Annotated in this window: 23 protein-coding genes; 19 read left to right on the top strand and 4 right to left on the bottom strand. The window is 65.0% G+C overall.

What is annotated here, in order from left to right:
* Positions 1–89 precede the first annotated feature (89 nt).
* Both GTP90_RS15510 and GTP90_RS15505 read right to left on the bottom strand, forming a co-directional pair.
* Positions 90–836, bottom strand: coding sequence for a LytR/AlgR family response regulator transcription factor (locus GTP90_RS15510; RefSeq protein WP_161084397.1), 747 nt, complete (start codon positions 834–836; stop codon positions 90–92).
* On the bottom strand, positions 833–2047 hold the full coding sequence (locus GTP90_RS15505) for a sensor histidine kinase (protein ID WP_254451880.1): 1215 nt from the start codon (positions 2045–2047) through the stop codon (positions 833–835). The genes GTP90_RS15510 and GTP90_RS15505 overlap by 4 nt, the downstream gene beginning before the upstream one ends.
* Before the next feature lie 143 nt (positions 2048–2190).
* Between GTP90_RS15505 and ychF the strand changes: the two genes are divergently transcribed.
* The 5 genes from ychF to GTP90_RS15480 all read left to right on the top strand — a co-directional run bounded on the left by ychF (position 2191) and on the right by GTP90_RS15480 (position 8416).
* Positions 2191–3282 (top strand): redox-regulated ATPase YchF, encoded by a 1092-nt coding sequence (gene ychF, locus GTP90_RS15500; RefSeq protein WP_161084396.1) that lies wholly within the window; start codon positions 2191–2193, stop codon positions 3280–3282.
* Positions 3283–3443: 161 nt separating this feature from the next.
* Complete coding sequence (locus GTP90_RS15495; protein WP_161084395.1) at positions 3444–4466, top strand: DUF6602 domain-containing protein; 1023 nt, start codon at positions 3444–3446, stop codon at positions 4464–4466.
* Positions 4467–4599: 133 nt separating this feature from the next.
* Entirely contained in the window at positions 4600–6213 is a 1614-nt protein-coding gene (locus GTP90_RS15490) for an NYN domain-containing protein (protein ID WP_161084394.1), read from the top strand.
* Between the two features lie 89 nt (positions 6214–6302).
* Positions 6303–7154 (top strand): MOSC domain-containing protein, encoded by an 852-nt coding sequence (locus GTP90_RS15485; protein ID WP_161084393.1) that lies wholly within the window; start codon positions 6303–6305, stop codon positions 7152–7154.
* A gap of 80 nt (positions 7155–7234) precedes the next feature.
* Positions 7235–8416, top strand: a complete 1182-nt coding sequence (locus GTP90_RS15480; protein ID WP_161084392.1) for a GGDEF domain-containing protein — start codon at positions 7235–7237, stop codon at positions 8414–8416.
* Positions 8417–8605: 189 nt separating this feature from the next.
* Here the strand turns inward: GTP90_RS15480 and GTP90_RS15475 are convergent, their stop codons facing one another.
* Positions 8606–10588 (bottom strand): monovalent cation:proton antiporter family protein, encoded by a 1983-nt coding sequence (locus tag GTP90_RS15475; RefSeq protein WP_161084391.1) that lies wholly within the window; start codon positions 10586–10588, stop codon positions 8606–8608.
* 127 nt (positions 10589–10715) lie between these two features.
* On the opposite strand from GTP90_RS15475, the gene GTP90_RS15470 reads away from it, so the two are divergent.
* The 10 genes from GTP90_RS15470 (at position 10716) to GTP90_RS15425 (ending at position 18220) form a co-directional block, all read left to right on the top strand.
* Positions 10716–11714 (top strand): KpsF/GutQ family sugar-phosphate isomerase, encoded by a 999-nt coding sequence (locus tag GTP90_RS15470; protein WP_161084390.1) that lies wholly within the window; start codon positions 10716–10718, stop codon positions 11712–11714.
* A complete protein-coding gene (locus GTP90_RS15465; RefSeq protein WP_161084389.1) occupies positions 11714–12244 on the top strand; it encodes a KdsC family phosphatase in 531 nt (176 codons plus the stop codon). The genes GTP90_RS15470 and GTP90_RS15465 overlap by 1 nt, the downstream gene beginning before the upstream one ends.
* Positions 12245–12256: 12 nt before the next feature.
* Positions 12257–12850 (top strand): LPS export ABC transporter periplasmic protein LptC, encoded by a 594-nt coding sequence (gene lptC, locus GTP90_RS15460; protein WP_161084388.1) that lies wholly within the window; start codon positions 12257–12259, stop codon positions 12848–12850.
* 28 nt (positions 12851–12878) lie between these two features.
* The gene (lptA, locus tag GTP90_RS15455) at positions 12879–13466 is read left to right on the top strand and encodes a lipopolysaccharide transport periplasmic protein LptA (RefSeq protein ID WP_161084387.1); all 588 of its coding nucleotides are present in this window, start codon (positions 12879–12881) and stop codon (positions 13464–13466) included.
* A gap of 2 nt (positions 13467–13468) precedes the next feature.
* A complete protein-coding gene (gene lptB, locus GTP90_RS15450; RefSeq protein ID WP_020704452.1) occupies positions 13469–14221 on the top strand; it encodes an LPS export ABC transporter ATP-binding protein in 753 nt (250 codons plus the stop codon).
* A 3-nt stretch (positions 14222–14224) separates the two neighbouring features.
* Positions 14225–15703, top strand: coding sequence for an RNA polymerase factor sigma-54 (locus tag GTP90_RS15445; RefSeq protein ID WP_161084386.1), 1479 nt, complete (start codon positions 14225–14227; stop codon positions 15701–15703).
* A gap of 77 nt (positions 15704–15780) precedes the next feature.
* Complete coding sequence (gene hpf, locus GTP90_RS15440; RefSeq protein WP_117014394.1) at positions 15781–16140, top strand: ribosome hibernation-promoting factor, HPF/YfiA family; 360 nt, start codon at positions 15781–15783, stop codon at positions 16138–16140.
* A gap of 92 nt (positions 16141–16232) precedes the next feature.
* The gene (locus GTP90_RS15435; RefSeq protein WP_161084385.1) at positions 16233–17318 is read left to right on the top strand and encodes an enoyl-CoA hydratase/isomerase family protein; all 1086 of its coding nucleotides are present in this window, start codon (positions 16233–16235) and stop codon (positions 17316–17318) included.
* 228 nt (positions 17319–17546) lie between these two features.
* Positions 17547–17819 carry an antitoxin gene (locus GTP90_RS15430; protein ID WP_161084384.1) on the top strand — a complete coding sequence of 91 codons (273 nt, stop codon included), beginning with the start codon at positions 17547–17549 and terminating at the stop codon, positions 17817–17819.
* Positions 17816–18220: a type II toxin-antitoxin system VapC family toxin gene (locus GTP90_RS15425; RefSeq protein WP_161084383.1), complete on the top strand. Its 405-nt coding sequence runs from the start codon at positions 17816–17818 to the stop codon at positions 18218–18220. The genes GTP90_RS15430 and GTP90_RS15425 overlap by 4 nt, the downstream gene beginning before the upstream one ends.
* 72 nt (positions 18221–18292) lie before the next feature.
* On the opposite strand, the gene rapZ is transcribed toward GTP90_RS15425, so the two are convergent.
* Positions 18293–19153 carry an RNase adapter RapZ gene (gene rapZ, locus GTP90_RS15420; protein ID WP_161084382.1) on the bottom strand — a complete coding sequence of 287 codons (861 nt, stop codon included), beginning with the start codon at positions 19151–19153 and terminating at the stop codon, positions 18293–18295.
* Between the two features lie 152 nt (positions 19154–19305).
* Between rapZ and GTP90_RS15415 the strand changes: the two genes are divergently transcribed.
* From GTP90_RS15415 to GTP90_RS15400, 4 genes are read left to right on the top strand one after another with little or no spacing between them, the layout of a single operon-like run.
* Complete coding sequence (locus tag GTP90_RS15415) at positions 19306–21255, top strand: TonB-dependent receptor domain-containing protein (RefSeq protein ID WP_161084381.1); 1950 nt, start codon at positions 19306–19308, stop codon at positions 21253–21255.
* 3 nt (positions 21256–21258) lie between these two features.
* Positions 21259–21522, top strand: a complete 264-nt coding sequence (locus GTP90_RS15410) for a hypothetical protein (RefSeq protein ID WP_161084380.1) — start codon at positions 21259–21261, stop codon at positions 21520–21522.
* Positions 21515–21796: a hypothetical protein gene (locus GTP90_RS15405; RefSeq protein WP_161084379.1), complete on the top strand. Its 282-nt coding sequence runs from the start codon at positions 21515–21517 to the stop codon at positions 21794–21796. Before GTP90_RS15410 ends, GTP90_RS15405 begins: the two co-directional genes overlap by 8 nt.
* Positions 21793–23175, top strand: a complete 1383-nt coding sequence (locus tag GTP90_RS15400; protein WP_254451879.1) for a PepSY-associated TM helix domain-containing protein — start codon at positions 21793–21795, stop codon at positions 23173–23175. The genes GTP90_RS15405 and GTP90_RS15400 overlap by 4 nt, the downstream gene beginning before the upstream one ends.
* Positions 23176–23197: the final 22 nt, after the last annotated feature.

Genomic DNA, 23197 nt, shown 5'->3' with positions numbered 1-23197 from the left:
GAGAGTTGATCGGAGGACGCAACGATCCCACAGGCTCCGCGCGGGCGGCAGCGCCGCGCGACGAATCGACAGCCGGGCCGACGAATCGCCTACATCGCGCGGAACAGGTGGACGTAGGCGCGGCTGACCCGCAGTTCGCGGGCATGGCCCTTGATGCGCAGGAACAGGCGGCTGCTCTCGTCGCGGCGGGTGCCGGCCAGGTAGTCCAGGTTCACCAGCGTCGAGCGGTGCACCTGCCAGAACTGTTCGGGATCAAGTTGCTCGGACAGCTCGGCGATGGTGGTGCGGATCAGGTGCTCGCCGCTGGCGGTCTGCACCACGGTGTACTTGTCGTCGGCGTGGAAGTACAGCACGTCGCTGACGGCGATTTGATGCACGAGCTCGCCCTGGCCGGCGCGCACGAAACGCAGCCGCGCCGGCGCGGCCGGTCCGCGCGTCAGTTGCTGCAGCGCTTGCGACAGGCGGGCGTCGGGCGGCGCCGCCAGCGTCGCCTTGACGCGCTCGATCGTGCGCGCCAGCCGTTCGGTCTTCAGCGGCTTGAGCAGGTAGTCCAGCGCGCAATGGTCGAAGGCTTGCACCGCGTAGGTGTCGTAGGCGGTGACGAACACCACGCGGGTGTCGCCCTCGATGCCCTGCGCCACCTCCAGCCCGCTCAGGCCCGGCATCTGGATGTCGAGGAAGGCCAGCTCCGGCTCCAGCTGCTCGATGCGTTCCGCCGCCTCCACGCCGTTGCGGGCGATGTGCACGATGTCCAGTCCCGGCCACAGCAGTTGCAGCTGCTCCTTCAGGTACAGCGCCAGGTGCGGCTCGTCGTCGGCGATCAGGGCGCGCGTCATGCCTGCCTCCGGTAGGGGAGGGACAGCGAGGCCAGCACGCCGGCCGCCTGCGGCGTCAGCGTCAGCGAGGCCTCGGCGCCGTAGCGGGTGCGCAGCCGTTCGCGGATGTTGGGCAGGGCCATGCCGCCGGCGCGCTGGCGCTGGCGCCGCGGCGCGTCGAGGCCGAGGCCGTCGTCGTCGACGCAGATGGCGAGCTGGCCGTCCACCACGCGTGCGCGCACGTGCACGCGGCCGCCTTCGATCTTCGGCTCCAGCCCATGCTCGATGGCGTTTTCCACCAGCGGCTGCAGCAGCAGGGTCGGCAGGGTGGCCGCCAGCGCCTCGTCGCTGGCATCGATTTCGAAGCGCAGCCGGTCCTCCATGCGGATCTGCAGCAGGGTCAGGTAGTCGCGCACCATCGCCAGCTCGGCGGCCAGCGTGCTGTCGGTGTGGCGCAGCTGGCCCAGGCTGGCGCGCAGGTAGTCGGTGAAGGTTTCCAGCATCAGCCGGGCGCGCGGGGTGTCGCGATCGAGCAGGCTCTGCACGTTGGCCAGCGTGTTGAACAGGAAGTGCGGCTCGATCTGCGCCTGCAGCAGGCGCAGCTGGGCTTCCATCGCCTGGTGCAGCAGCGTGTCCTGCTTGACCCGCAGGCGCCACCAGAACCAGTTGGCCGCCGCCACCACCATGACGAAGGCCAGGAACTCGGTCTGGGCCACGCGGGCGCCCATGAAGGCGCCCCAGGCATCCCAGCCGCTGAAGTGCGCGTACAGGCTCAGGCTGAACGCGGCGCCGAACACCACGCCGCCGACGGCGATGGCGTTGATGACCAGCGCGGCGCGCCAGTCGGCGGCCTTGGCAAGTTGTTCGATGGTGGCGGCCGGCAGCAGCTTTTCGACCGCGCGGGTGATCGCCAGCATGCTGTAGGCCACGGTCAGGCAGATGAACAGGTTGAACAGCAGCGAGGCGCGCCACCAGCCGGGATCGCTGACCCGGCCGGTCAGCAGGCCGTTAATCAGCATCATGCAAAAGCCGATCGGCAGCGCCAGGGCGGCGCCGACCGCCAGTTGCGCCCAGAGCGGCTCCTGGCGCTGCTTTTTGAGCGTCCAGAACGAGCGCCAGGCCAGTTGGAAAGGGGAGCGGATAGTCATGGCGGCCATTTTAGCCGGGAAGAAAGGCCGGGCCGGCCGGGAATGCGACGGATCGACGGTATTGCCGACGGAATGCCAGGTCATGGCCGGTTTTTTTGAAGAGTCGGTGCGAGGGAGGTACAATTGACCCTTGAACGCTTTAAAAAGCACGAATATCCAGAAAACGCCCCTCGCTGGCCGTTTTTCACCAGCCGCTTGCCGGCGAAATTGATAATTAAAGGTTTTTCATGAGTCTCCAATGCGGCATCGTCGGCCTGCCCAACGTCGGCAAGTCCACCCTCTTCAACGCCCTGACCAAGGCCGGCATCCCGGCCGAGAACTATCCGTTCTGCACCATCGAGCCTAACGTCGGCGTGGTTGAAGTGCCGGATCCGCGCATGGCCGGCCTGGCCGAGATCGTCAAGCCGGAACGCATGGTCAACGCCATCGTCGAGTTCGTCGACATCGCCGGCCTGGTGGCGGGCGCGTCGCAGGGTGAGGGCCTGGGCAACCAGTTCCTGTCGCACATCCGCGAAACCGACGCCATCGTCAACGTCGTGCGCTGCTTCGAAGATGACAACGTGATCCACGTGGCCGGCAAGGTCAGCCCGCTGGACGATATCGAAGTGATCCAGACCGAGCTGGCGCTGGCCGACCTGGGCACCGTGGAAAAAGCCATCCACCGCGAAAACAAGAAAGCCCGTTCCGGCGACAAGGACGCCGCCAAGCTGCTGGCCATCATGGAGCGCATCGTGCCGCACCTGAACGAAGCCAAGCCGGTGCGCGCCATGGGCCTGGACGCCGACGAGATGGCCCTGATCAAGCCGCTGTGCCTGATCACCGCCAAGCCGGCCATGTACGTGGCCAACGTGTCGGACACCGGTTTCACCAACAACCCGCTGCTGGACCAGCTGACCGCCTACGCCGCCACGCAGAACGCGCCCATCGTCGCCATCTGCGCGTCGATCGAAGCGGAAATCGCCGACCTGGACGACGCCGACAAGAGCGCCTTCCTGGCCGACATGGGCATGGAAGAGCCGGGCCTGGACCGTCTGATCCGCGCGGCCTACAAGCTGCTGGGCCTGCAAACCTACTTCACCGCCGGCGTGAAGGAAGTGCGCGCCTGGACCATCCACATCGGCGACACCGCGCCGCAAGCGGCCGGCGTGATCCACACCGACTTCGAACGCGGCTTCATCCGCGCGCAAACCATCGCCTACGACGACTTCATCCAGTACAAGGGCGAGAGCGGCGCCAAGGAAGCGGGCAAGATGCGCGCCGAGGGCAAGGAATATGTGGTCAAGGATGGTGATGTGTTGAACTTCCTGTTCAACGTCTAAGCGAAAGATCCGCAGTTGTGAGCTGACCCCATCATGTTGGATGGTGGAGTTGGCCAAGCAGCCAAGGGCCGAGTTCTGTACAACGCAGGACCCGGCCCTTTTGTATTGGCGGTTTCAAAAAAAATAGTGAATTTAGTAACATTCCGGCATATACTCGCGCTATGCCCAATTCCCCCAAAAAGACCACTCCCAAAGCCTCGGCACAAGTCACGGCCGCAGTGAAACCGCCGAAACCTGCCAAACCACCGAAAGCCGCAAAGAGTGCGCCCAAGGGCGCGAAGAAACCTCCCGCTGCCGGCGCCCCCATCGTTCAGCGCGGCACTTTATTCAACGATCATTTTTCGTACGTTGAAGAGCTGTTGTTGGCGAGAGCGAAGGTGCAGCAGACATCGGGGCATAACCTCCACAAGGGAACTCCGCGCGAAGCTTTTATCGCCGACTTTCTGGCCGGGCATATTGGCGAGGGAATCGGCATAGGAACTGGCGAAGTTATCGATGCGCGCTCGCAGTCGGGCAAAATCCGCAACCAGATGGACGTGGTCCTGTACGACGAGCGCATACCGCGATTCGACATGGGGGCGGACATCTCCCTGTTTCCGATCGAGGGCGTCAAAGCGACCATCGAAGTGAAATCGATATTGCAGGAAAAGGATATCAAGCAAGCCTGTGAGGCGGCCGAACGTATTTCCGCCCTTGATCCGCAATGGCCCGAGGGACAAGAGCAGCCCCGGGTTCCGAGGCGCTTCCTTGTGGCCTATTCGAGCGCGGTGACCCTGGACACCATTTTCGAATGGCTGGTTAAATACTACAAGGCGGCCGAGATTGTGCGTCCCGACATGAAGCGGATCGGCTTGCGCGAGGCGGTGGGCGCCGACCACCCTGGCGTCCTGCCGCACTTGCGTTCATCTACACTCGATGGCATTTTTGTTTTCGGAAAAGGGGCGATTCTGTTTCCGAGCTTTAGTTTCGCATTGAATCAGCAACCCTTGGCTGCACCGCGCGGCATCCACGGCACTCAGCTTATCCAGTGGCATATGGTGAGCGGCGGCACTGGAGCGCTGCATTTATTCTTCCTGGCGTTGATGGAGTCCATTCTCGACAACACCCTTTTGCAGTCCTACGCCCGGGCGCTGCGGTTCGATCGCATAGAGTTCAAGGAAATGCGCTACACGGTGAAGATCTAGTCTCTGGTTCCCGCGTGAAAATACGCGCGGGCTGTGCCGTTAGTCGCGCGCGCGGCTTTGTTGGGTATAATCCTTGGATTGCAAGCGTCGGCCTTCCGCTCCCGCCTCACTCCTCACTAGAAAAATACTCTTCATGGCATCTTCCAACGATAACGTCAGCATGGCGCTGTTCTGCGATTTTGAAAACGTGGCGCTCGGTGTGCGCGACGCTAATTACGACAAGTTCGACATCAAGCCGGTGCTGGAACGTCTGCTGCTCAAAGGCAGCATCGTGGTCAAGAAGGCGTATTGCGACTGGGACCGCTACAAGGGCTTCAAGGCGCCCATGCACGAGGCCAACTTCGAGCTGATCGAGATCCCGCACGTGCGCCAGTCCGGCAAGAACTCGGCCGACATCCGCATGGTGGTCGACGCGCTCGACCTGTGCTACACCAAGTCGCACGTCGACACCTTCGTCATCATCTCCGGCGATTCCGATTTCTCGCCGCTGGTGTCCAAGCTGCGCGAGAACGCCAAGAAGGTGATCGGCGTCGGCGTCAAGCAGTCGACCTCGGACCTGCTGGTGGCCAACTGCGACGAGTTCATCTTCTACGACGACCTGGTGCGCGAGAGCCGCCGCGCCAAGCGCGAATCCAGCAGCGAGGCCAAGCCGGCCGTCAAGCGCTCGCCGGAAGAGGAACGCATGCGCCGCGAAGAGATGGACAAGCGCCGCAACCAGGCGGTGGAAATCGCCGCCAACACCTTCGAGGCGCTGGTCTCCGAGCGCGGCGACAGCGGCAAGATCTGGGCCTCCGTGCTGAAGGAGGCGATCAAGCGCCGCAAGCCGGACTTCAGCGAGTCCTACTATGGCTTCCGCACCTTCGGCAACCTGATCGAGGAATGCAAGGCGCGTGGCCTGCTGGAATTCGGCCGCGATGAAAAATCCGGCGCGTATGTGTATCGCGGCACCGGCGTGGCGACGCCTGGCTTGCAGGTGAGCGAGACGCCGGTGGACGGCGCCCAGGCCGAGGCGCAGGATGGCGGCAAGCAGGAGTCGCGCCGCAGCCGTGGCCGTGGCCGCACCGCCGCCGAGCGTTTCGCCGAGCGCCAGGCCGAGCGCCAGGCGCAGCAAGCCCGCGCCGCGCAGACCGCCGACACCACGATGACGGACGAGGCGGAGCCGCAAGCCTACATCGAGCCTGAGCAGTTGGCTGGCCAGCCGGAGCCGGCGGAAGTAGCCGCCGCGCCGGTGGACGAGTCCGATCGCGGCCGTGGCCGTGGACGCGGCAATCGCGGCGGACGCAAACAGGGCGAGCGCCAGGAGCGGGCTGAGGCTGCGGCCGAGGCGCCGGTGGTCATCGAAGCGGCGGTCGAGCTGCCGGTGGTGGTCAGCGAGCCGGTGGTTGCCGTCGAGGTGCCGGCCAAGAAGAAAAGCGGCCAGAAACCGCCCGCACGCAAACTGAAAGAGGCCGCCAAGCCGAAGACCGAGGATGCCGCATCGGGCAAGGGTGGCAAGGGCGCGAAGAATGCGCGCGGCGGCAAGGGAGCGGTTGCGGCGAACGGCGAACAGCCGGCCGCCGCAATGCCAGTGCCAGTGCCTGTGCCTGTGCCTGCGCCGGTCGACGCCCCGGCGCCGGCTGCTTCGGCCGACGTTGAAGCCGCGCCGGCCGCCAAGCCGGCCAAGGCCAAGGCCGCCGCCAAGCCTCGCAAGCCAGCGGCGCCACGCGCACCGCGTGCGCCCAAGGCCGCCGCCAAAGCCGAGGAGTAATCCCGGACGGGGAGGGCGGGCCGCCAGCGGTCCGCTCCGGCTGATCGTATAATGGCAATGTTTTCATCTGCCTAACAACGGTGCCGAACATGCCCATCCTCTCCGAAATCACGCTGTATCCGATCAAGTCCTGCGGCGGCATCCCGCTGCAGGAAGCCACACTGACCGTCACCGGCCTGATGTCCGGACAGATCTACGACCGCGAGTGGATGGTGGTCGACGGCGCCGGCGTCTGCCTGACCCAGCGCGACCATCCGCGCATGGCGCTGATCACCCCCAGCCTCAAGGCCAGCACGCTGGAGCTGCGCGCGCCCGGCATGCTGCGGCTGGAAATCCCGCTCGACCTGCCCGATCCCTATCTCGCCCCCACCCTCACCACCCAGGTCTGGGACGACACCGTGCTGGCCTACGACTGCGACGACCTGACCGCCGAATGGTTCACCCAGGCGATCGGCGTGCCGTGCCGGCTGGCGCGTTTCCACGCCAACGCCGAGCGCGCCGTCAGCGAGAAGTGGACCAACGGCGTGGCCGCCACCACCATGTTCTCGGACGGCTACCCGATGCTGGTGGCCGGGGCCGCCTCACTGGACGACCTGAACGACAAGCTGCGCCGCGCCGGCCGCGACGCCATCCCGATGAACCGCTTCCGTCCCAACCTGGTCGTGTCCGGCATCGAGGCCTTCGAGGAGGACTACGTGGAATCGTTCCAGCTGGGTGACGCCTTGCTCAAGCCGGTCAAGCCGTGCTCGCGCTGCCCGATGCCGTCGGTCGACCAGGCCACTGGCCAGTTCGGTCCCGACCCGCTGGACATCATGCAAAGCTACCGCGCCAAGGCGGAGCTGGATGGCGCCCTGTGCTTCGGCATGAACGCCATCCTGGTCGCCGGCGAGGGCCAGCAGGTGCGGGTGGGGGAGGAAATCGTCGTCACGCTGGCGTTTTAATGCGCTCAGGCATTCCCAAGCGCTAAAAGTTGGCGTAATGTGGCAAGGGGAATGAAACCAGCTGATGAGTAAGGGCAAATATGACGCAAACTGCAACAGGCAAGTTATCGCCGCAGACTGACCACGCTGCGCGCGCGGTGGATCTGGCGGCCGAAAACCAGGCCCTGCGGGCGCGCATGGCTTACCTGCTGGAGCAGGCCGAGCGCAACCACTCCATCATGACGCGCCACCAGGCCTTCGACCTGGACATCGTCAGCGCCGCCAATTTTCCCGAACTGATCGGCACCATCTTCCGCGTGCTGCCGGTGATCTCCGAGCTCGACAGCGTGACCCTGACCTTGGTCGACGAGGACGCCGACATCCGCACCGTCATGCTCAAGCTGGACGTGGTGTTCGAGGATTTCCCCGAGCTGATCTTTGTGGAATCGCTGGATGGGCTCGGCTTCGACCTGGGCCAGCGCAACGTCTACGCGCCGCCGCCCAAGCCGCTGCTGGGCATGTACGACGCGCAGCGCCACGCGACGCCGTTCCCGCGGCCGCCGGTGGGGCTGCAAAGCGTGGCGCTGGTGCCGCTGCTGCGCAACAAGCGCATTATCGGCAGCCTCAACCTGGGCAGCTGCGACCCGACCCGCTTCACGCCCAGCCTGGGCACGGACTTCATCGAGCACATGGCGTCAATCATCGCCATCTGCCTGGAAAACGTCATCAGTAACGAGATGTTGAAGTACATCGGCCTGACCGACTCGCTGACCGGGGTCTACAACCGGCGCTACATCGACCGGCGTTTGCTGGAGGAGATCGCGCGCGCGCGGCGCCAGAAATATCCGATCTCGTTCATGTACATCGACATCGACCACTTCAAGCGGGTCAACGACACGGTCGGCCACGGCGGCGGCGACGACGTGCTGCGCGAAGTGGCCAGCCGCATCAAGAACGAGCTGCGCACGTCGGACGCGCTGGCGCGTTTTGGCGGCGAAGAGTTTGTGGTGCTGCTGATCGACGCCAATCTGGAAAGCGCCGCCTTCGTGGCCGAGCGCATCCGCGCCAGCGTGGCAGGCAGCATGATCGCGCTGTCGCAGGAATTGCAGTTGTCGGTCACGGTATCGATCGGCGTGGCCTGCCTGAATCCGGGCGAAACCGAAGGCGACCCGGCAGCCATCGCGCGCGCCTGGGTGGCGCAGGCCGACACGCTGCTGTACGTCGCCAAGGAAACCGGCCGCAACCGCGTAGTCAGCCGCGTGGAAGGCGGGGGTCAAGTCTGACATTCGGACACGGCCTCTGCCGTAGCTGCCGCCACAAAACTGGGGTCAAGTCTGGCATTCGGACACGAGCTCTGCCCTAGCGCTGTGCTAGGGCAGAGCTCGTGTCCGAATGCCAGACTTGACCCCAATTAGCTAAAGCAGAGCCCGTGTCCGAATGTCAGACTTGACCCCAATTGGTGTTGACCGGAATTAGCGCAGCAGGCGCTGCTCGGCGCGGTTGACGGCTTCGGCCGTGCCGCGCAGGACCACCACGTCGCCCGCTTCCAGGACCAGTTCCGGCGCCACGTCCAGCCGGCCCTTGCCGCGCCGGATGCCGCTTACTTCGGCACCCGCGCCGGCCACGTCGATCTCGCCCAGCGACTTGCCCACGCTGGCCGCGCTGTCGCGCAGCGTGACCGAGTGCAGGCGCTCCAGGTCGGCCTCCTCGCCGGCGTCGCTGGCGCCGTGGAAGTAGCCGCGCAGCGAGGCGTAACGCTCTTCGCGCGCCGTCTGCACCCGGTGCACCACCCGCCGCAGCGGCACGCCCAGCATCACGAGCGCGTGCGAGGCCAGCATCAGGCTGCCCTCCATCAGCTCCGGCACCACCTCGGCCGCGCCGGCCGCCTTCAGGCGGTCGAGGTCGGTATCGTCGTGCGAGCGCACGATCACCGGCAAGGTCGGCGCCAGCTCGTGCACCAGGTGCAGCACTTTCAGCGCCGACGGCGTGCTGGCGTAGGTGATCACCACCGCGCTGGCGCGGTAGATGCCGGCCGCCACCAGGCTCTCGCGCCGCGCGGCGTCGCCGTAGGACACGTTGCGCCCGGCCGTCTGCGCCTCCTGCACCCGCTCCGGATCCAGGTCCAGCGCGTGGTAGTCGATATTTTCTTCCGTCAGCAGGGTCGCCAGGCTTTGCCCGCTGCGGCCGAAGCCGCACACGATCACGTGCTTGTTGGTGGACATGGTGCGGCTGGCGATCTTGGTCAGCGCCAGCGATTGCATCATCCATTCGTTGCTGGAGACCTTCATCACGATCTGGTCGGACTTGGCGATGATGAACGGCGCCACCAGCATCGACAGCACCATCGACGCCAGCACCACCTGGATGATGAGCGGGTCCATCAGATGGCTGCCGCCGGCCAGGTTGAGCAGCACGAAGCCGAACTCGCCGGCCTGCGCCAGCGCCAGGCCGGTGCGCATCGACACGCCGTCCGAGGCGCCGAACAGCTTGGCCAGCCCGGCGATCAGCGCGAACTTGAGCAGCACCGGCCCCGCCAGCAGCACCAGCACCAGCCACCAGTGCGACATCACCAGCCGCACGTTGAGCAGCATGCCGATGGTGATGAAGAACAGCCCCAGCAGCACGTCGCGGAAGGGCTTGATGTCCTCCTCCACCTGGTGCTTGTATTCGGTCTCGGAAATCAGCATGCCGGCCACGAAGGCGCCCAGCGCGAGCGACAGGCCGGCACGCTCGGTGATCCAGGCCGCGCCCAGCGTGATCAGCAGCAGATTGAGCATGAACAGCTCCTGCGAGCGCCGCTTGACCACCACCGTGAACCAGCCACGCACCAGCTTCTGGCCGAAGAACAGCAGCAAGGCCAGCACGATCACGGCCTTGACGCCGGCCCAGGCCAGCGTCTCGGCCAGCGCGTCCGGCCGCTGGCCCAGCGACGGAATCAGGATCAGCAACGGCACCACGGCCAGATCCTGGAACAGCAGGATGCCGATGATCTTGCGGCCGTGCTCGCTTTCCAGCTCCAGCCGCTCGGTCAGCATCTTGGAGACGATGGCGGTGGACGACATGGCCAGCGCGCCGCCCAGCGCGAACGAGGCTTGCCAGCCGATGTGGATGGCCGGCGGCAGCTGCGTGGCGATGGCCCAGCCGAACACCATGGTGGCGACGATGGTCAGCACCACCTGCGCCATGCCCAGCCCGAACACGATGCCGCGCATGGCCATTAATTTGGGGAGGGAGAATTCCAGCCCGATGGAGAACATCAGGAACACCACGCCGAACTCGGCCAGCGAGTGGAAGGCCTCGCCCGACTCGGCCAGGCCCAGCGCGTGGGGGCCGATCAGGATGCCGACCGCCAGGTAGCCCAGCATCGGCGGCAGCTGCAGCATGCGGAAGGCGACCACGCCCAGCACCGCGCTGCCCAGCAACAACAAGGTCAATTCCAAAGGTGTAAACGTCATATCAACCTGGCCAGAAAATATTATTTCGTTGTTTGTGGGCTGTAGGGCCCCTTATGTTGTTACTGGCAAGTTTTTTGCTTTCTCAATTCGGCTATACTTGGGCATGAGTGTAACCCATGAAAAAACAATGCTGAAAGCTTTTGACGCAAATATGGCCGCGCGTGCGTTGCGCCTTGCCCGCGACACCCTGCAAAACGAGGCCGAGGCCATCGCCGCCCTGAACGCCCGCCTGGACGCCGACGACAGCGTGGTGCAGGCCATCGAACTGTTGCTGAATTGCAAGGGGCGTGTGGTCGTGTCCGGCATCGGCAAGTCCGGCCACATAGGCCGCAAGATCGCCGCCACGCTGGCCTCGACCGGCACGCCGGCGCTGTTCGTGCATCCGGCCGAAGCCGCGCACGGCGACCTCGGCATGGTCACCGCCGACGATGCCTTCATCGCCATTTCCTATTCCGGCGAGAGCGCCGAGCTGATGACCATCCTGCCGGTGGTCAAGCGCATGGGCAGCAAGGTCATCGCCATGACCGGCAAGCCCGGCTCCAGCCTGGCCGACATCGCCGATGTCCACCTGAACGTGGCCGTGGCCAAGGAAGCCTGCCCGATGAACCTGGCGCCGACCACCTCCACCACCGTCACGCTGGCGCTGGGCGACGCCATCGCCGTCGCGCTGCTGGACCTGCGCGGCTTCAAGGAAGAAGACTTCGCGCGCTCGCATCCGGGCGGCGCGCTGGGCCGCCGCCTGCTGACCCACGTGCGCGACGTCATGCGCAGCGGCGACGCCGTGCCGAAGGTCACCGCCGACGTCAAGCTGACCGACGCGCTGCTGGAGATCACGCAAAAGGGCATGGGCATGACCGCCGTGGTCGACGCCGATAACAAACCAATCGGCGTGTTCACCGACGGTGACCTGCGCCGCATGATCGAGAAGGTCCAGGACTTCACCAAGGTCGTGATCCGCGACGTCATGCACGCCAACCCGCGCAGCATCTCGCCGGAAAAACTGGCGGTCGACGCGGTCGCGGTGATGGAACAGTTCCGCATCAACCAGATGCTGGTGACCGACGCCGACGGCAAGCTGGTCGGCGCGCTGCACATCCACGACCTGACCCGCGCCAAGGTGATCTGATGACCGAATTAACGTATGTGGAACGCGCCGCGCGCGTCAAGCTGATGATCTTCGACGTCGACGGCGTGCTGACCGACGGCAGCCTGCACTACGGCGCCGAGGGCGAGGCGCTCAAGACCTTCAACGTGCACGACGGCCTGGGCATCAAGCTGCTGCAGGAGTCCGGCGTGCAGACCGCCATCATCAGCGCGCGCACCTCGCCGCAGGTGATCAAGCGCGCGGCCGACCTCGGCATCGGCTTCCTGCACCAGGGCGGCCACGACAAGCTCACGCCGTTCAATGCGCTGCTGGAAAAGACCGGCCTCACCGCCGAGCAGGTGGGCTTCATCGGCGACGACGTGGTCGACCTGCCGATCCTCACGCGCGTCGGCTTCGCGGTGGCCGTGCCGAACGGCCGCGCCGAAGTGCTGGAGCGCGCCCACCACACCACGGTGGCCGCTGGCGGCCGCGGCGCCGTGCGCGAAGTATGCGAACTGCTGCTGCATGCGCAGGGCACGTACGAGCGCGTGATGGCGCAGTTCCTGGTTTGACGAGGACCGAGCATGCATAAGAGAACAGCCCACCGCTGGCAGTTGACCATCGTGATGGTGGTCGGTGTGTTTGTCGCCATCGGCAGCTTCTGGCTGGTGCAGGTGGTCAACCAGGCCGGCCAGCAGGCGCAGGCCGACCAGCACCGCAACGAGCCGGACTACATCATCGACCGCTTCAGCATGGTACGCATGAACAAGACCGGCCAGCCGGCCTACATCATCTCCGGCGAGAAGCTGACCCACCACCCGGTCGGCGACGCGTCCGACATCGACAAGCCGTACGTGCACAGCCTGTCGGGCGACCAGCCGCCGATGAATATGCATGCCGACACCGCCCATGTCGACCAGGGCAATACGCGCGTCAAGCTCAGTGGTAATGTGGACGTGGTGCGCCCGGCCACGCCGAAGGCGCAGGCGCTGCGCATGACGACCTCGACCTTGACCGTGTACCCGGACGAGGAACGGATGGAAACCACCGCGCCGGTGGCGCTGGAGATCGGCAACGCCACCGCCAACGGCGTCGGCATGAAGGCCAACAACGCCACGCGCGAAGTGCAGCTGGGCGGACGCGGGCAGCTGGTGCTGCCGCCGCGCCCCGGCCATTGAAGAACCAACGATGAAGAATGGAATGACGATGAAAAAATTGATATTGTCGGCCGCCGTGCTGCTGATGGCGGCCTGCGCCGCCCACGCGGAAAAGGCCGACTCCACCAAGCCGACCACGATCCAGTATGATGATCTGCAGATCGACGACGTCAAGCAGGTCAAGACGCTGATCGGCAACGTGATCCTGACGCGCGGCACCTTGCTGCTGAAGTCGCCCAAGGCGGTGATGACCACCGACCCGGAAGGCTACGACTTCGTCGTGCTGACCAGCACGCCGGGCACGCCGGCCACCTTCCGCCAGAAGCGCGACGGCGCCGGCGACCAGTGGGTCGAAGGCGAAGCCGAGCGCATCGAGTACAGCAACAAGACCGACCTGGTCAAGCTGTTCTCCAAGGCCAAGGTGCGCCGCCTCGAAGGCGGCCGCCTCAGCGACGAGGTCAACGGCGAGTTCATTTCCTACGACAGCCGCAAGGAACAGTTCGCCGTGAAGAACACCGTCACCGGCGAGAGCAAGCCGGGCGCCGGCCGCGGCACCATGGTGATCCAGCCAACCATCCGCCCGGCCGCGCCGGCCGCCACGCCAGCCGCGTCGACGCCGCCGGCCACGGAGAAGTGAGCATGGAACCATCCTGCGGTAGCACCCTGATCGTACGCGGCCTGCAAAAGACCTACGGCAAGCGCCAGGTCGTGCATGACGTGTCCCTGCAAGTGGAATGCGGCGAAGTGGTGGGCCTGCTCGGCCCCAACGGCGCCGGCAAGACCACCTCGTTCTACATGATCGTCGGCCTGGTGCCGTCGGACGCCGGCAGCATCGACATCAGCGGCACCGACATCTCCTCGCTGCCGATCCACCGCCGCGCCTCGCTCGGCTTGTCCTACCTGCCGCAGGAAGCGTCGGTGTTCCGCAAGCTGACGGTGGAAGAAAATATCCGCGCCGTCCTCGAAATCCAGAAAGTGGACGGCAAGCCTTTATCCAAGGCTGCCATTGATGAACGGCTCAATACCCTGCTGGCCGATTTGCAGATCGAAAAGCTGCGCGAGAACCAGGCGCTGTCGCTTTCGGGCGGCGAGCGCCGCCGCGTGGAGATCGCGCGCGCACTGGCCACCAACCCGCGCTTCGTGCTGCTCGACGAACCATTCGCCGGGGTCGACCCGATCGCCGTCATTGAGATCCAGCGCATCGTGCGCTTCCTCAAGGAACGCGGCATCGGCGTCCTCATTACCGATCACAATGTGCGCGAGACGCTGGGCATCTGCGACCGCGCATATATCATCAACCAGGGCACGGTATTGGCTTCAGGCCGGCCAGACGACATCATCGCCAACGAATCGGTGCGTCGCGTGTATCTGGGTGAACACTTCCGTATGTGACCCATGAAACAGTCTTTGCAACTGCGCACGTCGCAGCACCTCGCGCTGACGCCCCAGTTGCAGCAGTCGATCCGGCTGCTGCAACTGTCGACGCTGGAGCTGCATCAGGAACTGGAACAGCTGCTGACCGATAATCCGCTGCTGGAGCGCCTCGACGACCCGCTGGACCGCTCGCTGCGGCTGCTGTCGGACGGCGCCATCAGCCAGCAAGCCCCGGTCGGCGACGCGCCGCCGGAAGGCCCGCCCAACGCCCAGGAGGCGCCGGCCGCCGACGCCGACAACTACGACGGCCCGGCCGCCGACACCGAGAGCACCAGCAGCGACGCCGACGTCGACTGGAGCGACGCCGGCCGCAGCAAGGCGCCCGACGACGAGGATGCGCGTCCGCAGCTCGAGGCCAGCCACTGCACGCTGCGCGAGCACCTGATGGAGCAGATGCGCGTGACGGTGCTGGAGATGCGCGACCGCGCGCTGGTCGAGCTGATCATCGACGCGCTGGACGAGAACGGCTACCTGGAGGAATCGCTGGAGGAAATCCACGCCCGCCTGCCGGAAGAGCTGGAGGTGGACCTCGACGAACTGCGCACCGCGCTGTCGCTGCTGCAAAGCTTCGACCCGATGGGCGTGGGCGCGCGCAACGCGTCCGAGTGTCTGGCGCTGCAGATCAAGCGCCTGCCGGGCATCCCGCTGGTCACGCGGCGCATGGCGCTGGCCATCGTGGAAAATCATTTGACCTGGTTTGCCCAGCGCGACTTCAACAAATTGAAGAAGGCGCTGCTGTGCGACGACGAGGATTTGCGCGAAGCACAAACCGTCATCCGCCAGTGCAATCCGCATCCGGGCTCGGCGTTCGCGTCGGACGTGTCGGACTACGTGGTGCCGGATGTGATCGTCAAGAAATCACGCAACGGCTGGCAAGTGAGCCTCAACAACGACGTCATGCCGCGCCTGCGCGTGAACGCCATGTACGCCAACCTGCTCAAGCAGGGAAAAGGCGAGGGCGCGATGGGCGCGCAGCTGCAGGAAGCCAAGTGGCTGATCAAGAATATGCGCCAGCGTTTCGACACGATTTTGCGCGTCGCACAAGCGATAGTAGAACGACAAAAGAACTTTTTCTCGCACGGCGCGGTCGCCATGCGCCCCCTTGTGCTTCGCGAAATTGCTGATACACTGGGTCTACACGAGAGCACTATTTCTCGTGTAACAACTCAAAAATATATGCTGACCCCGCATGGCATGTTTGAGTTGAAATATTTCTTTGGTAGCCATGTCGCCACCGAAGCGGGGGGGGAAGCAAGTTCGACGGCGATACGCGCACTCATTGTGCAATTGACAGGAGCAGAAGACCCGAAAAATCCTTTATCCGACAGTAAGATTGCGGACATGCTGGGAGAACAAGGCATGGTGATTGCGCGACGAACTGTTGCCAAATATCGCGAAGCTTTGAAAATCCCGCCAGTCAGTCTCCGCAAGTCTTTGTAGTTACTTGGTTCCTGCGCGCCCGGTAGCAATGGGCCCCGCACTAACCGTAAGAAGCGACATTATCTTTAGGAGTGTGTATGAATCTCACCATCAGTGGACATCATCTCGAAGTGACCTCGGCCATCCGTGAATACGTGCAGAGCAAGCTGGAACGCGTCACCCGCCACTTTGATCAAGTGATTGATATTGCTGTCATCCTGACCGTAGATAACCTTAAAGAGAAAGAGAAACGCCAGAAGGCTGAAATCAACCTGCGCATGTCGGGCAAGACCGTCTACGTGGAAAGCCTGTCCCAGGACCTGTACGCCGCCATCGACACCTTGGTCGACAAGCTGGATCGGCAGGTCATGAAGTACAAAGCCAAGGTCCAAGAGCACGGTCACGATGCGATCAAGCATCTCCCGGATAGCTACGAACCCGCTGCCGCCGCCCTATAACAACGGCCCCGGCACCATCAAACTAAGGGCGCACTGGCGCCCTTTTTTGCGCCCGCATAGAATAGGGTTTTCACCACTATCCTGCGCACCCCATGAGCGAATACGTCCACACCAGCGTCAGCAACGGAACCGGCTTCATCACGCTGGACCGGCCCAAGGCCTTGAACTCTTTATCGCTGGCGATGGTGCGCGACATCACGCAGGCGCTGATGGCGTGGCGCGACGACAGCGGCGTGGCCGCCGTGGTCATCCGCAGCAGCAGCGAGAAGGCCTTCTGCGCCGGCGGCGACATCCGCTTCTTCTACGACGCCGGCCGCGCCACGCCGCAGGGCGGCAGCGCGCTGGTGGAGGACTTCTTCACCGAGGAGTACGCGCTCAACCACCTGATCCATTTTTATCCCAAGCCGTACATCGCGCTGATGGATGGCGTGGTCATGGGTGGCGGCATGGGCGTGGCGCAGGGCGGCCCCGGCTGCCGCGTGCGCATCGTCACCGGGCGGACCAAAATGGCCATGCCGGAAGTGAACATCGGCCTGTTCCCGGATGTGGGCGGCAGCTACTTCCTGTCGCGCGCGCCGGGCAAGCTGGGCTGCTATCTCGGCGTGACCGGCGTGACCATTAGCGCGGCCGACGCGCTGTACGCGGGACTGGCCGACCACTACGCGCCGGCCGAAGCGATGGAGGTGCTGGAGGCCATCCTGGAATCGACCGCCGGCGCGGAACTGGCCGAGGCCATCGCCGCCTTCGCCGAGCCGTTCAAGGGCGCGGCGGGCGACAGCAAGCTGGCGGCCGAGCGCGCCGCCATCGATCGCCACTTCGGCGCCGGCTCGGTGCCGGCCATCATCGCCTCGCTGAAAACGGACGACAGCGCCTTCGCGCAAAAGACGCTGCAGGTCATGGCCACGCGCTCGCCGCTGATGATGTGCGTGACGCACGAGCTGGTCAAGCGCGGCGCCGCGCTGGACGTGGCCGGCTGCCTGCGCATGGAGCGCACGCTGGTGCGCCACAACTTCGAGGATGGCGAAGTGATCGAAGGCGTGCGCGCGCTGGTGATCGACAAGGACAACGCGCCGCAATGGAAGCCGGCCTCGCTGGACGAGGTGGACGCCGCCATGGTGCAGCGCTTCTTCCAGCCGGTGTGGCCGGACTACGCCCACCCGTTGCGTCACCTGGACTAGACACCGATGGCGGTGGAACTGGATCGGACGAGCCCGTCGTCATGGCCTGCTACGAAGTGGTCGGCGAATTCGACTGCTATTTCGGCACCATGATCAAAGACCCGGACGGCCACACCATCGAAGTGGTGCGCTGGAGCCGTTGACGCTGGCGGCGATCGTTGGAAGGGCAAGGTTGACGCGGTTTTGATCTGGCATATACTATCGACATATGCAAAGGAGCGCACTGCCATGCCTGCCCCATCGACGCCATCCAAGCCCAAAGAAGCCAAGCTATTTCGCAACAACCGCAGCCAGGCGGTGCGGATTCCTGTCGAGTTCGAGTTGCCGGGGGATCGTGTACTGATCCATCGCGAAGGCAACAAACTCATCATCGAGCCAGTGACCAGGCCAGCAAACATCGTTGAATTGCTGGCCGAGTGGAGGAAAGAAGCGCCGCTTGGGGCGGAAGATCAGTTTCCAGCCATTGACGACATGCCCGCCCAGCCGGAGGACATCTTTTGAGCGGATATCTGTTGGACACGAACATCATCAGCGACGTGATCCGCAACCCGGGCGGGCATGTCTCACGTCGCATTGAGCAGGTCGGGCCGAAAGAGATTTTCACCAGCATCATCGTCGCATCCGAGCTGCGCTATGGCTGCGCAAAGAAAGGATCGCCCAAATTGCTCGCCAAGGTGGAGGCCATCCTTGAGACCATCCCTGTGCTGCCGCTGGATATACCGGCGGACGCCGAATATGGCGGCATCCGGGCTGAGTTGGAAGCGGCTGGCCAGCCTATCGGTATGAATGATTTACTGATCGCCGCGCAGGCGCATGCGCTCGGCCTCACCCTGGTGACGGACAACACGCGTGAATTCAGCCGTATCCGTGGCCTCAACGTAGAGAACTGGCTCGAAAGATAGTCAGCTGGGCGGTTCGTGCACGGGGCTGCTGACGGCCAGGCGCTACAAGCCCTTGAGCGGGAGCGCCGGCGGCTACTGCTCGCGGTGGCGCAGGATGACGCGTTCGGATTGCTGGAAGTAGGCCGCCAGCTGCTCGGCCATGTAGACCGAGCGGTGCTGGCCGCCGGTGCAGCCCACCGCCACCGTCAGGTAGCTGCGGTTGTCGGTCTTGAACGACGGCAGCCATTTCTCGATGAAGACGCGGATGTCGTTCATCAAGTCCAGCGCGCTTGGCTGGGCGTTGAGGAAGTCGATCACCGGCGCGTCGCGCCCGGTCAGCGGGCGCAAGGTCAGGTCGTAGTAGGGATTGGGCAGCGCCCGCACGTCGAACACGAAGTCCGCATCCAGCGGCACGCCCAGCTTGAAGGCGAACGATTCAAAGAACAGGATCAGCGGCGCGCGATCGACCGCCACCAGGTCCTTGACCCAGGCGCGCAATTTGTTGGCGCTCAGTTCCGAGGTGTCGATCACATGGCCCAGCTGTTCGATGGCCGACAGCCGCTCGCGCTCTTCCGAGATGCATTCGATCAGCGTGCGCCGCGCCGCCGGGTTCTGGCCCGGCCGCAGCTCGTGCGACAGCGGATGGCTGCGCCGCGTTTCAGAGAAGCGCGCCACCAGCGAATGCGTGTTCGCGGTGAGGAATACGATCTTGACGTCGTGGCCCTGCGCGCGCAGGCGTTCGACGGCGGCCGGCAGCGTGGCCAGCGATTCGGCGCTGCGCGCGTCGACCGCCACCGCAAGCGACTCCAGGCCTTCCTCGACCAGGGTGTCCACCAGGCTGGCAAGCAGGGCGGGCGGCAGGTTGTCCACGCAATAGTGTCCTGTGTCTTCCAGGACGTTCAGGGCGACGGATTTGCCGGAGCCGGAGATACCGGTAATGAGTACGATGCGCATAGGCCACGATGATACCGCAGCCCGGCAAGGCTTGCCCATTCTGACTATCTTTAGTTTCCGCAATGATGCGTAAAAGATATTAAATGACTTGCAAATCTAAATAGAAATAATTATCATTTGCATTCATTTTTTTTCAAAACGCAGGGATGGGCATGACAAATAAGAAGACAATGGTCGCCGCGCTGGCCGGCGTGTGCGCCGGGGCGTGGTTGGTCCCGGCGGCGGCGGTGGACGTCCAGGATGCGGGCACGGTGGTGGTCAGCGCCACGCTGCGGGAACACAATCTGGCTTCGGCGCCGGCGTTCACCACGGTGCTGACGGCGGATGACATCGCCAAGTCGCCGGTCAACAGCCTGGCCGACCTGCTGCGCGAGACGGTGGGCGTGAACAACCAGAGCGATGGCACCGGCCGCGACGAGATCCAGATCCGCGGCCTGGCCGGCAAGTACACGCTGATGCTGGTCAATGGCCGCCGCCTGTCGTCCGGCGGCGCGCTGTGGCGCGGCAGCGATTTCGATTTCAGCTCGATCCCGCTCAACAGCATCAAGCGGGTCGAGATTGTGCGCGGCCCGATGGCTGCGCTGTACGGTTCGGACGCGGTCGGCGGCGTCATCAACATCATCACCAAGACCCCGGCCAAGGACTGGCGCGGCACTGTGTCGGGCGAGTACCGCGCCATCGCCAGCGGCGACCAGGGCGACCAGTACCGCCTCGGCGCCTCGGCGGCCGGCGCCTTCAACGACGCCCTCAGCCTGTCGATTGCCGCCGAGGACTACGACCGCAAGCCGTGGTACAGCACCAGCGCGGCCGACACCACCCGTCCACCGCGGCTGGAAGAGAAGCAGTCGCAAAACCTGGTGTCCACGCTGACGTGGAAGCTGTCGGAAACCCAGAGCCTCGACTTCGACTTCGGCTACAACAAGGACAAGCGCCCGCTGGGCCTGTACTACTACTCCTACAACCCGGCATGGAACTACACCTCCCGCGATTTCCGCGCGCAGACCATCACCCGCAACACCTACGGCGTGACACACAAGGCGCTGTGGAGCTGGGGCAGCACCACGGCCTACCTGAGCCACGAGGACGCCAGGGTCGACGACTTCAACAGCCGCTACAACAAGCCGCAGCAGCGCGTGCTCAAGGAGAACAACACCTACGCCAAGGTCTACGGCAGCACCGAGTTCGGCCGCCATGCCTTGACCGCCGGCGTCGACCTGCGCCGCCAGACCGTCAAGGACCCGCTGTCCTACCTGACGGCCGGCCAGTCGAGCACCAACACCTCGGCGGTCTTCGTCGAGGATGAGATCACGCTGACCAGGCAGCTGAGCCTGACGCTGGCCGGCCGCGACGACCATACCGCCTTCGGCAACCACTTCACGCCCAAGTCCTACCTGGTCTACCAGGCCACGCCGGAATGGACCGTCAAGGGCGGCGTGAACCAGGCGTTCAAGGCGCCGGACGCGTACCAGCTGGTCAAGGATTACAGCATCATCAGCTGCGGCGGCAACTGCTACCTGAACGGCAATCCGAATCTGACGCCGGAAAAGAGCACCAACTACGAGCTCGGCGCCGAGTTCCACCGCAAGGGCCTGAACGCCAGCGCGGTGCTGTTCAGGAATGACGTCAAGGACATGATCGTCTCGCTGTACGATCCGGCGGGGCCGTCGCGCAGCTGGGCCAACGTCGCCAAGGCCAGGACCAGCGGCGTCGAGTTGCAGGCCGACGCCGTCCTCAACGCGGCCTTCTCGGTCAGCGGCAACTACACCCGCCTGAACGCCGACTACACCGATGAAAACGGCAAGGACACCAGGCTGGACAACCGCCCCAGGCAGATGGCCAGCGCCGGCGTGAACTGGAACGCCGCGCCGTGGCTGCAGGCGTCGCTGTCGGCGCACTACACCGGCGAGCAGTTCTACCAGGGCGGCGTGCTGCCCGGCTACACCCGCGTCGACGTGTCGGCCTCGGCCAAGGCCGGCCGCAACCTCACCGTGCGCTTCGGCGTGAAGAACCTGACCGACGTCGAGCTGGAGAGCAAGGACAAGAACTTCGCGACGTTCGAGCTGGGCCGCAACTACTACGTCAGCGCGGCATACGCGTTCTAAGCCATGCTGATACCGATGCTTGCCTTGCTGCTGACCGTGGCGGCCTGCGTGCTGCTGTACCTGAGCCACCGCCACCAGGGTTGGCTGCGCCAGCCCCTGCCGGCGTGGCCGGCGAGGGCGTCCGGCGCCGGCCTGCTGTTGCTGGCGCTGGCCTGCGGCCTCAGCTACTACAGCCCGCTGACCGCGGTGTGCGCGTGGCTGATGGTGCAGATGCTGGCGTTCAGCACGCTGCCCTTGCTCTCCCTGCTCAGGCGCGGCCATGGATAAGCTGGCGCCCGACTGGTGGACCAAGACGCTGGCCGGCGCCGTGCTGGGCCTGTCGCTGGCGTTCGCGCTGTCCGGCCTGCTGGCGTGGTGGGGGCCCGGCGGCATCGCCGCGCCCAACAAGTCGCAAGCCGTCATGTGGAGCCTGACCGTGTTCTGGATGCCGGTGTTTGCCTTCGTCTACCTGTTCCGCACTGGCCTGCGCGCCGTGCTATGGCTGTCGGCGGCCAACGTGCTGGCTTATGGCGCGCTGTTCCATGCGAGGGGATTGCTATGAAAATCCGCAGCGATATCCTGCGCGTCTACCAGGCGCTGCACACCTGGGGCGGCATCGGCGCCGGCATGCTGCTGTTCATCGGCTTCTTCGCCGGCGCGCTGACCATGTTCAAGCAGCCGCTGGACCGCTGGACCAGCGCGCCGGTCCTTGCGCTGCCCGCCATGCCGGCCGCGCAAACCGACCGGCTGGTGAGCGAGCTGTTGGCGCAGCGCCCGGCGGCGCGGCGCGAGTTCACGCTGCATCTGCGGCGGCAGGAGAACATCGCCGCCCCGGTCAGCTGGAGCGAAGGCGAGGGCGGGCGTGAACTCGACCTGTCCGGCAAGCGCTGGCATGCGACGCTGGACGCGGCCGGCGCACTGTTGACGCGCCAGGAGCTGCCCTCGCGGCTGGCGGAACTGATCGACATGTTGCATCGCACCGGCGGCATACCCGGCAAGGTGGGCGGCGAGTACTTGGGCGCCTACCTGATGGGCATCGCCGGCATCCTGTATTTCCTGGCGCTGGTGTCGGGCGTGATCCTGTTGCTGCCGACGCTGGTGAAGGACTTTTTCGCGCTGCGGCCCGGTAAGAACCGCAAGCGTTTCTGGCTTGACGCGCACAATCTCGTCGGCATCGCCAGCCTGCCGTACCACATCGTCATCAGCGTGACGGTGATCGTGTTTGCTTTCCACGACCAGTTTTACGGCGGCATCGCCCAGGTCGTGTACGGCACGCAGCCGATGTTCGCGCGCCGCGCCGCCGACCCCGCGCCGCACCGTCTCGACGAGCTGCGGCCGGCCAGCGCGCTGGTCGAGGCGGTGCGGCGCGAGGCGCCCGCGCTCGAGGTGACCGAGCTGTTGTACCTGGGCCTGGAGACGCCGCGGCCGGTGGTGCGGGCGGCGGTGGCCAGCCCGCGCCACCTGGTGCGCGGCGCCGAGACCGGCTTCGTGATGCTGCATCCCTACACCGGCAAGGTGCTCGACACCAGCATGTTGCCGGGCCGGGGCGATACCTGGAGCGACGTGGTGGCGCCGATGTTCGCGCTGCATTTCGGCAGCTACGGCGGCGATCCGATGCGTTGGGTGTATTTCCTGTTTGGGGTCAGCGGCGCCTTCCTGTTCTATTCGGGCAATCTGCTGTGGGTGGAGAAGCGGCGCAAGAACCAGTTGCGCGACGGCCCGGTGCCGCGGCAGTCGCGCGCCACGCGGCTGATGGCGGCGGCGACCGTGGGCGTGTGCCTGGGGTCGATCGCCGGCGTCGGCTTCAGCGTCGCGGCCGGCAAATGGCTGTTCGCGGCGGCCGGGAACATCAACTCGGCCCATCTGGCGGTGTACTACGGCGTGTTCGGGGCGGCGCTGGGCTGGGCGTTCTGGCGCGGCGCCGCCCCGAACACGCCGTAGTACACCGCCAGATGGGCCGAGT

Origin of the sequence: Duganella vulcania (assembly GCF_009857655.1) — a bacterium.
In the GTDB taxonomy this organism is placed as follows: domain Bacteria; phylum Pseudomonadota; class Gammaproteobacteria; order Burkholderiales; family Burkholderiaceae_D; genus Rugamonas; species Rugamonas vulcania.
This window is presented reverse-complemented; position numbering and strand designations above follow the sequence as displayed.

Coding starts and splice junctions, on each gene's coding strand:
- GTP90_RS15480 (WP_161084392.1), top strand. CDS start 7,235: ATGACGCAAACTGCAACAGGCAAGTTATCGCCGCAGACTGACCACGCT.
- GTP90_RS15495 (WP_161084395.1), top strand. CDS start 3,444: ATGCCCAATTCCCCCAAAAAGACCACTCCCAAAGCCTCGGCACAAGTC.
- GTP90_RS15485 (WP_161084393.1), top strand. CDS start 6,303: ATGCCCATCCTCTCCGAAATCACGCTGTATCCGATCAAGTCCTGCGGC.
- GTP90_RS15415 (WP_161084381.1), top strand. CDS start 19,306: ATGACAAATAAGAAGACAATGGTCGCCGCGCTGGCCGGCGTGTGCGCC.
- GTP90_RS15445 (WP_161084386.1), top strand. CDS start 14,225: ATGAAACAGTCTTTGCAACTGCGCACGTCGCAGCACCTCGCGCTGACG.
- GTP90_RS15405 (WP_161084379.1), top strand. CDS start 21,515: ATGGATAAGCTGGCGCCCGACTGGTGGACCAAGACGCTGGCCGGCGCC.
- lptC (WP_161084388.1), top strand. CDS start 12,257: ATGCATAAGAGAACAGCCCACCGCTGGCAGTTGACCATCGTGATGGTG.
- hpf (WP_117014394.1), top strand. CDS start 15,781: ATGAATCTCACCATCAGTGGACATCATCTCGAAGTGACCTCGGCCATC.
- GTP90_RS15510 (WP_161084397.1), bottom strand. CDS start 836: ATGACGCGCGCCCTGATCGCCGACGACGAGCCGCACCTGGCGCTGTAC.
- rapZ (WP_161084382.1), bottom strand. CDS start 19,153: ATGCGCATCGTACTCATTACCGGTATCTCCGGCTCCGGCAAATCCGTC.
- GTP90_RS15505 (WP_254451880.1), bottom strand. CDS start 2,047: ATGACCTGGCATTCCGTCGGCAATACCGTCGATCCGTCGCATTCCCGG.
- GTP90_RS15430 (WP_161084384.1), top strand. CDS start 17,547: ATGCCTGCCCCATCGACGCCATCCAAGCCCAAAGAAGCCAAGCTATTT.
- GTP90_RS15490 (WP_161084394.1), top strand. CDS start 4,600: ATGGCATCTTCCAACGATAACGTCAGCATGGCGCTGTTCTGCGATTTT.
- lptA (WP_161084387.1), top strand. CDS start 12,879: ATGAAAAAATTGATATTGTCGGCCGCCGTGCTGCTGATGGCGGCCTGC.
- lptB (WP_020704452.1), top strand. CDS start 13,469: ATGGAACCATCCTGCGGTAGCACCCTGATCGTACGCGGCCTGCAAAAG.
- GTP90_RS15435 (WP_161084385.1), top strand. CDS start 16,233: ATGAGCGAATACGTCCACACCAGCGTCAGCAACGGAACCGGCTTCATC.
- GTP90_RS15470 (WP_161084390.1), top strand. CDS start 10,716: ATGCTGAAAGCTTTTGACGCAAATATGGCCGCGCGTGCGTTGCGCCTT.
- GTP90_RS15400 (WP_254451879.1), top strand. CDS start 21,793: ATGAAAATCCGCAGCGATATCCTGCGCGTCTACCAGGCGCTGCACACC.
- ychF (WP_161084396.1), top strand. CDS start 2,191: ATGAGTCTCCAATGCGGCATCGTCGGCCTGCCCAACGTCGGCAAGTCC.
- GTP90_RS15465 (WP_161084389.1), top strand. CDS start 11,714: ATGACCGAATTAACGTATGTGGAACGCGCCGCGCGCGTCAAGCTGATG.
- GTP90_RS15410 (WP_161084380.1), top strand. CDS start 21,259: ATGCTGATACCGATGCTTGCCTTGCTGCTGACCGTGGCGGCCTGCGTG.
- GTP90_RS15475 (WP_161084391.1), bottom strand. CDS start 10,588: ATGACGTTTACACCTTTGGAATTGACCTTGTTGTTGCTGGGCAGCGCG.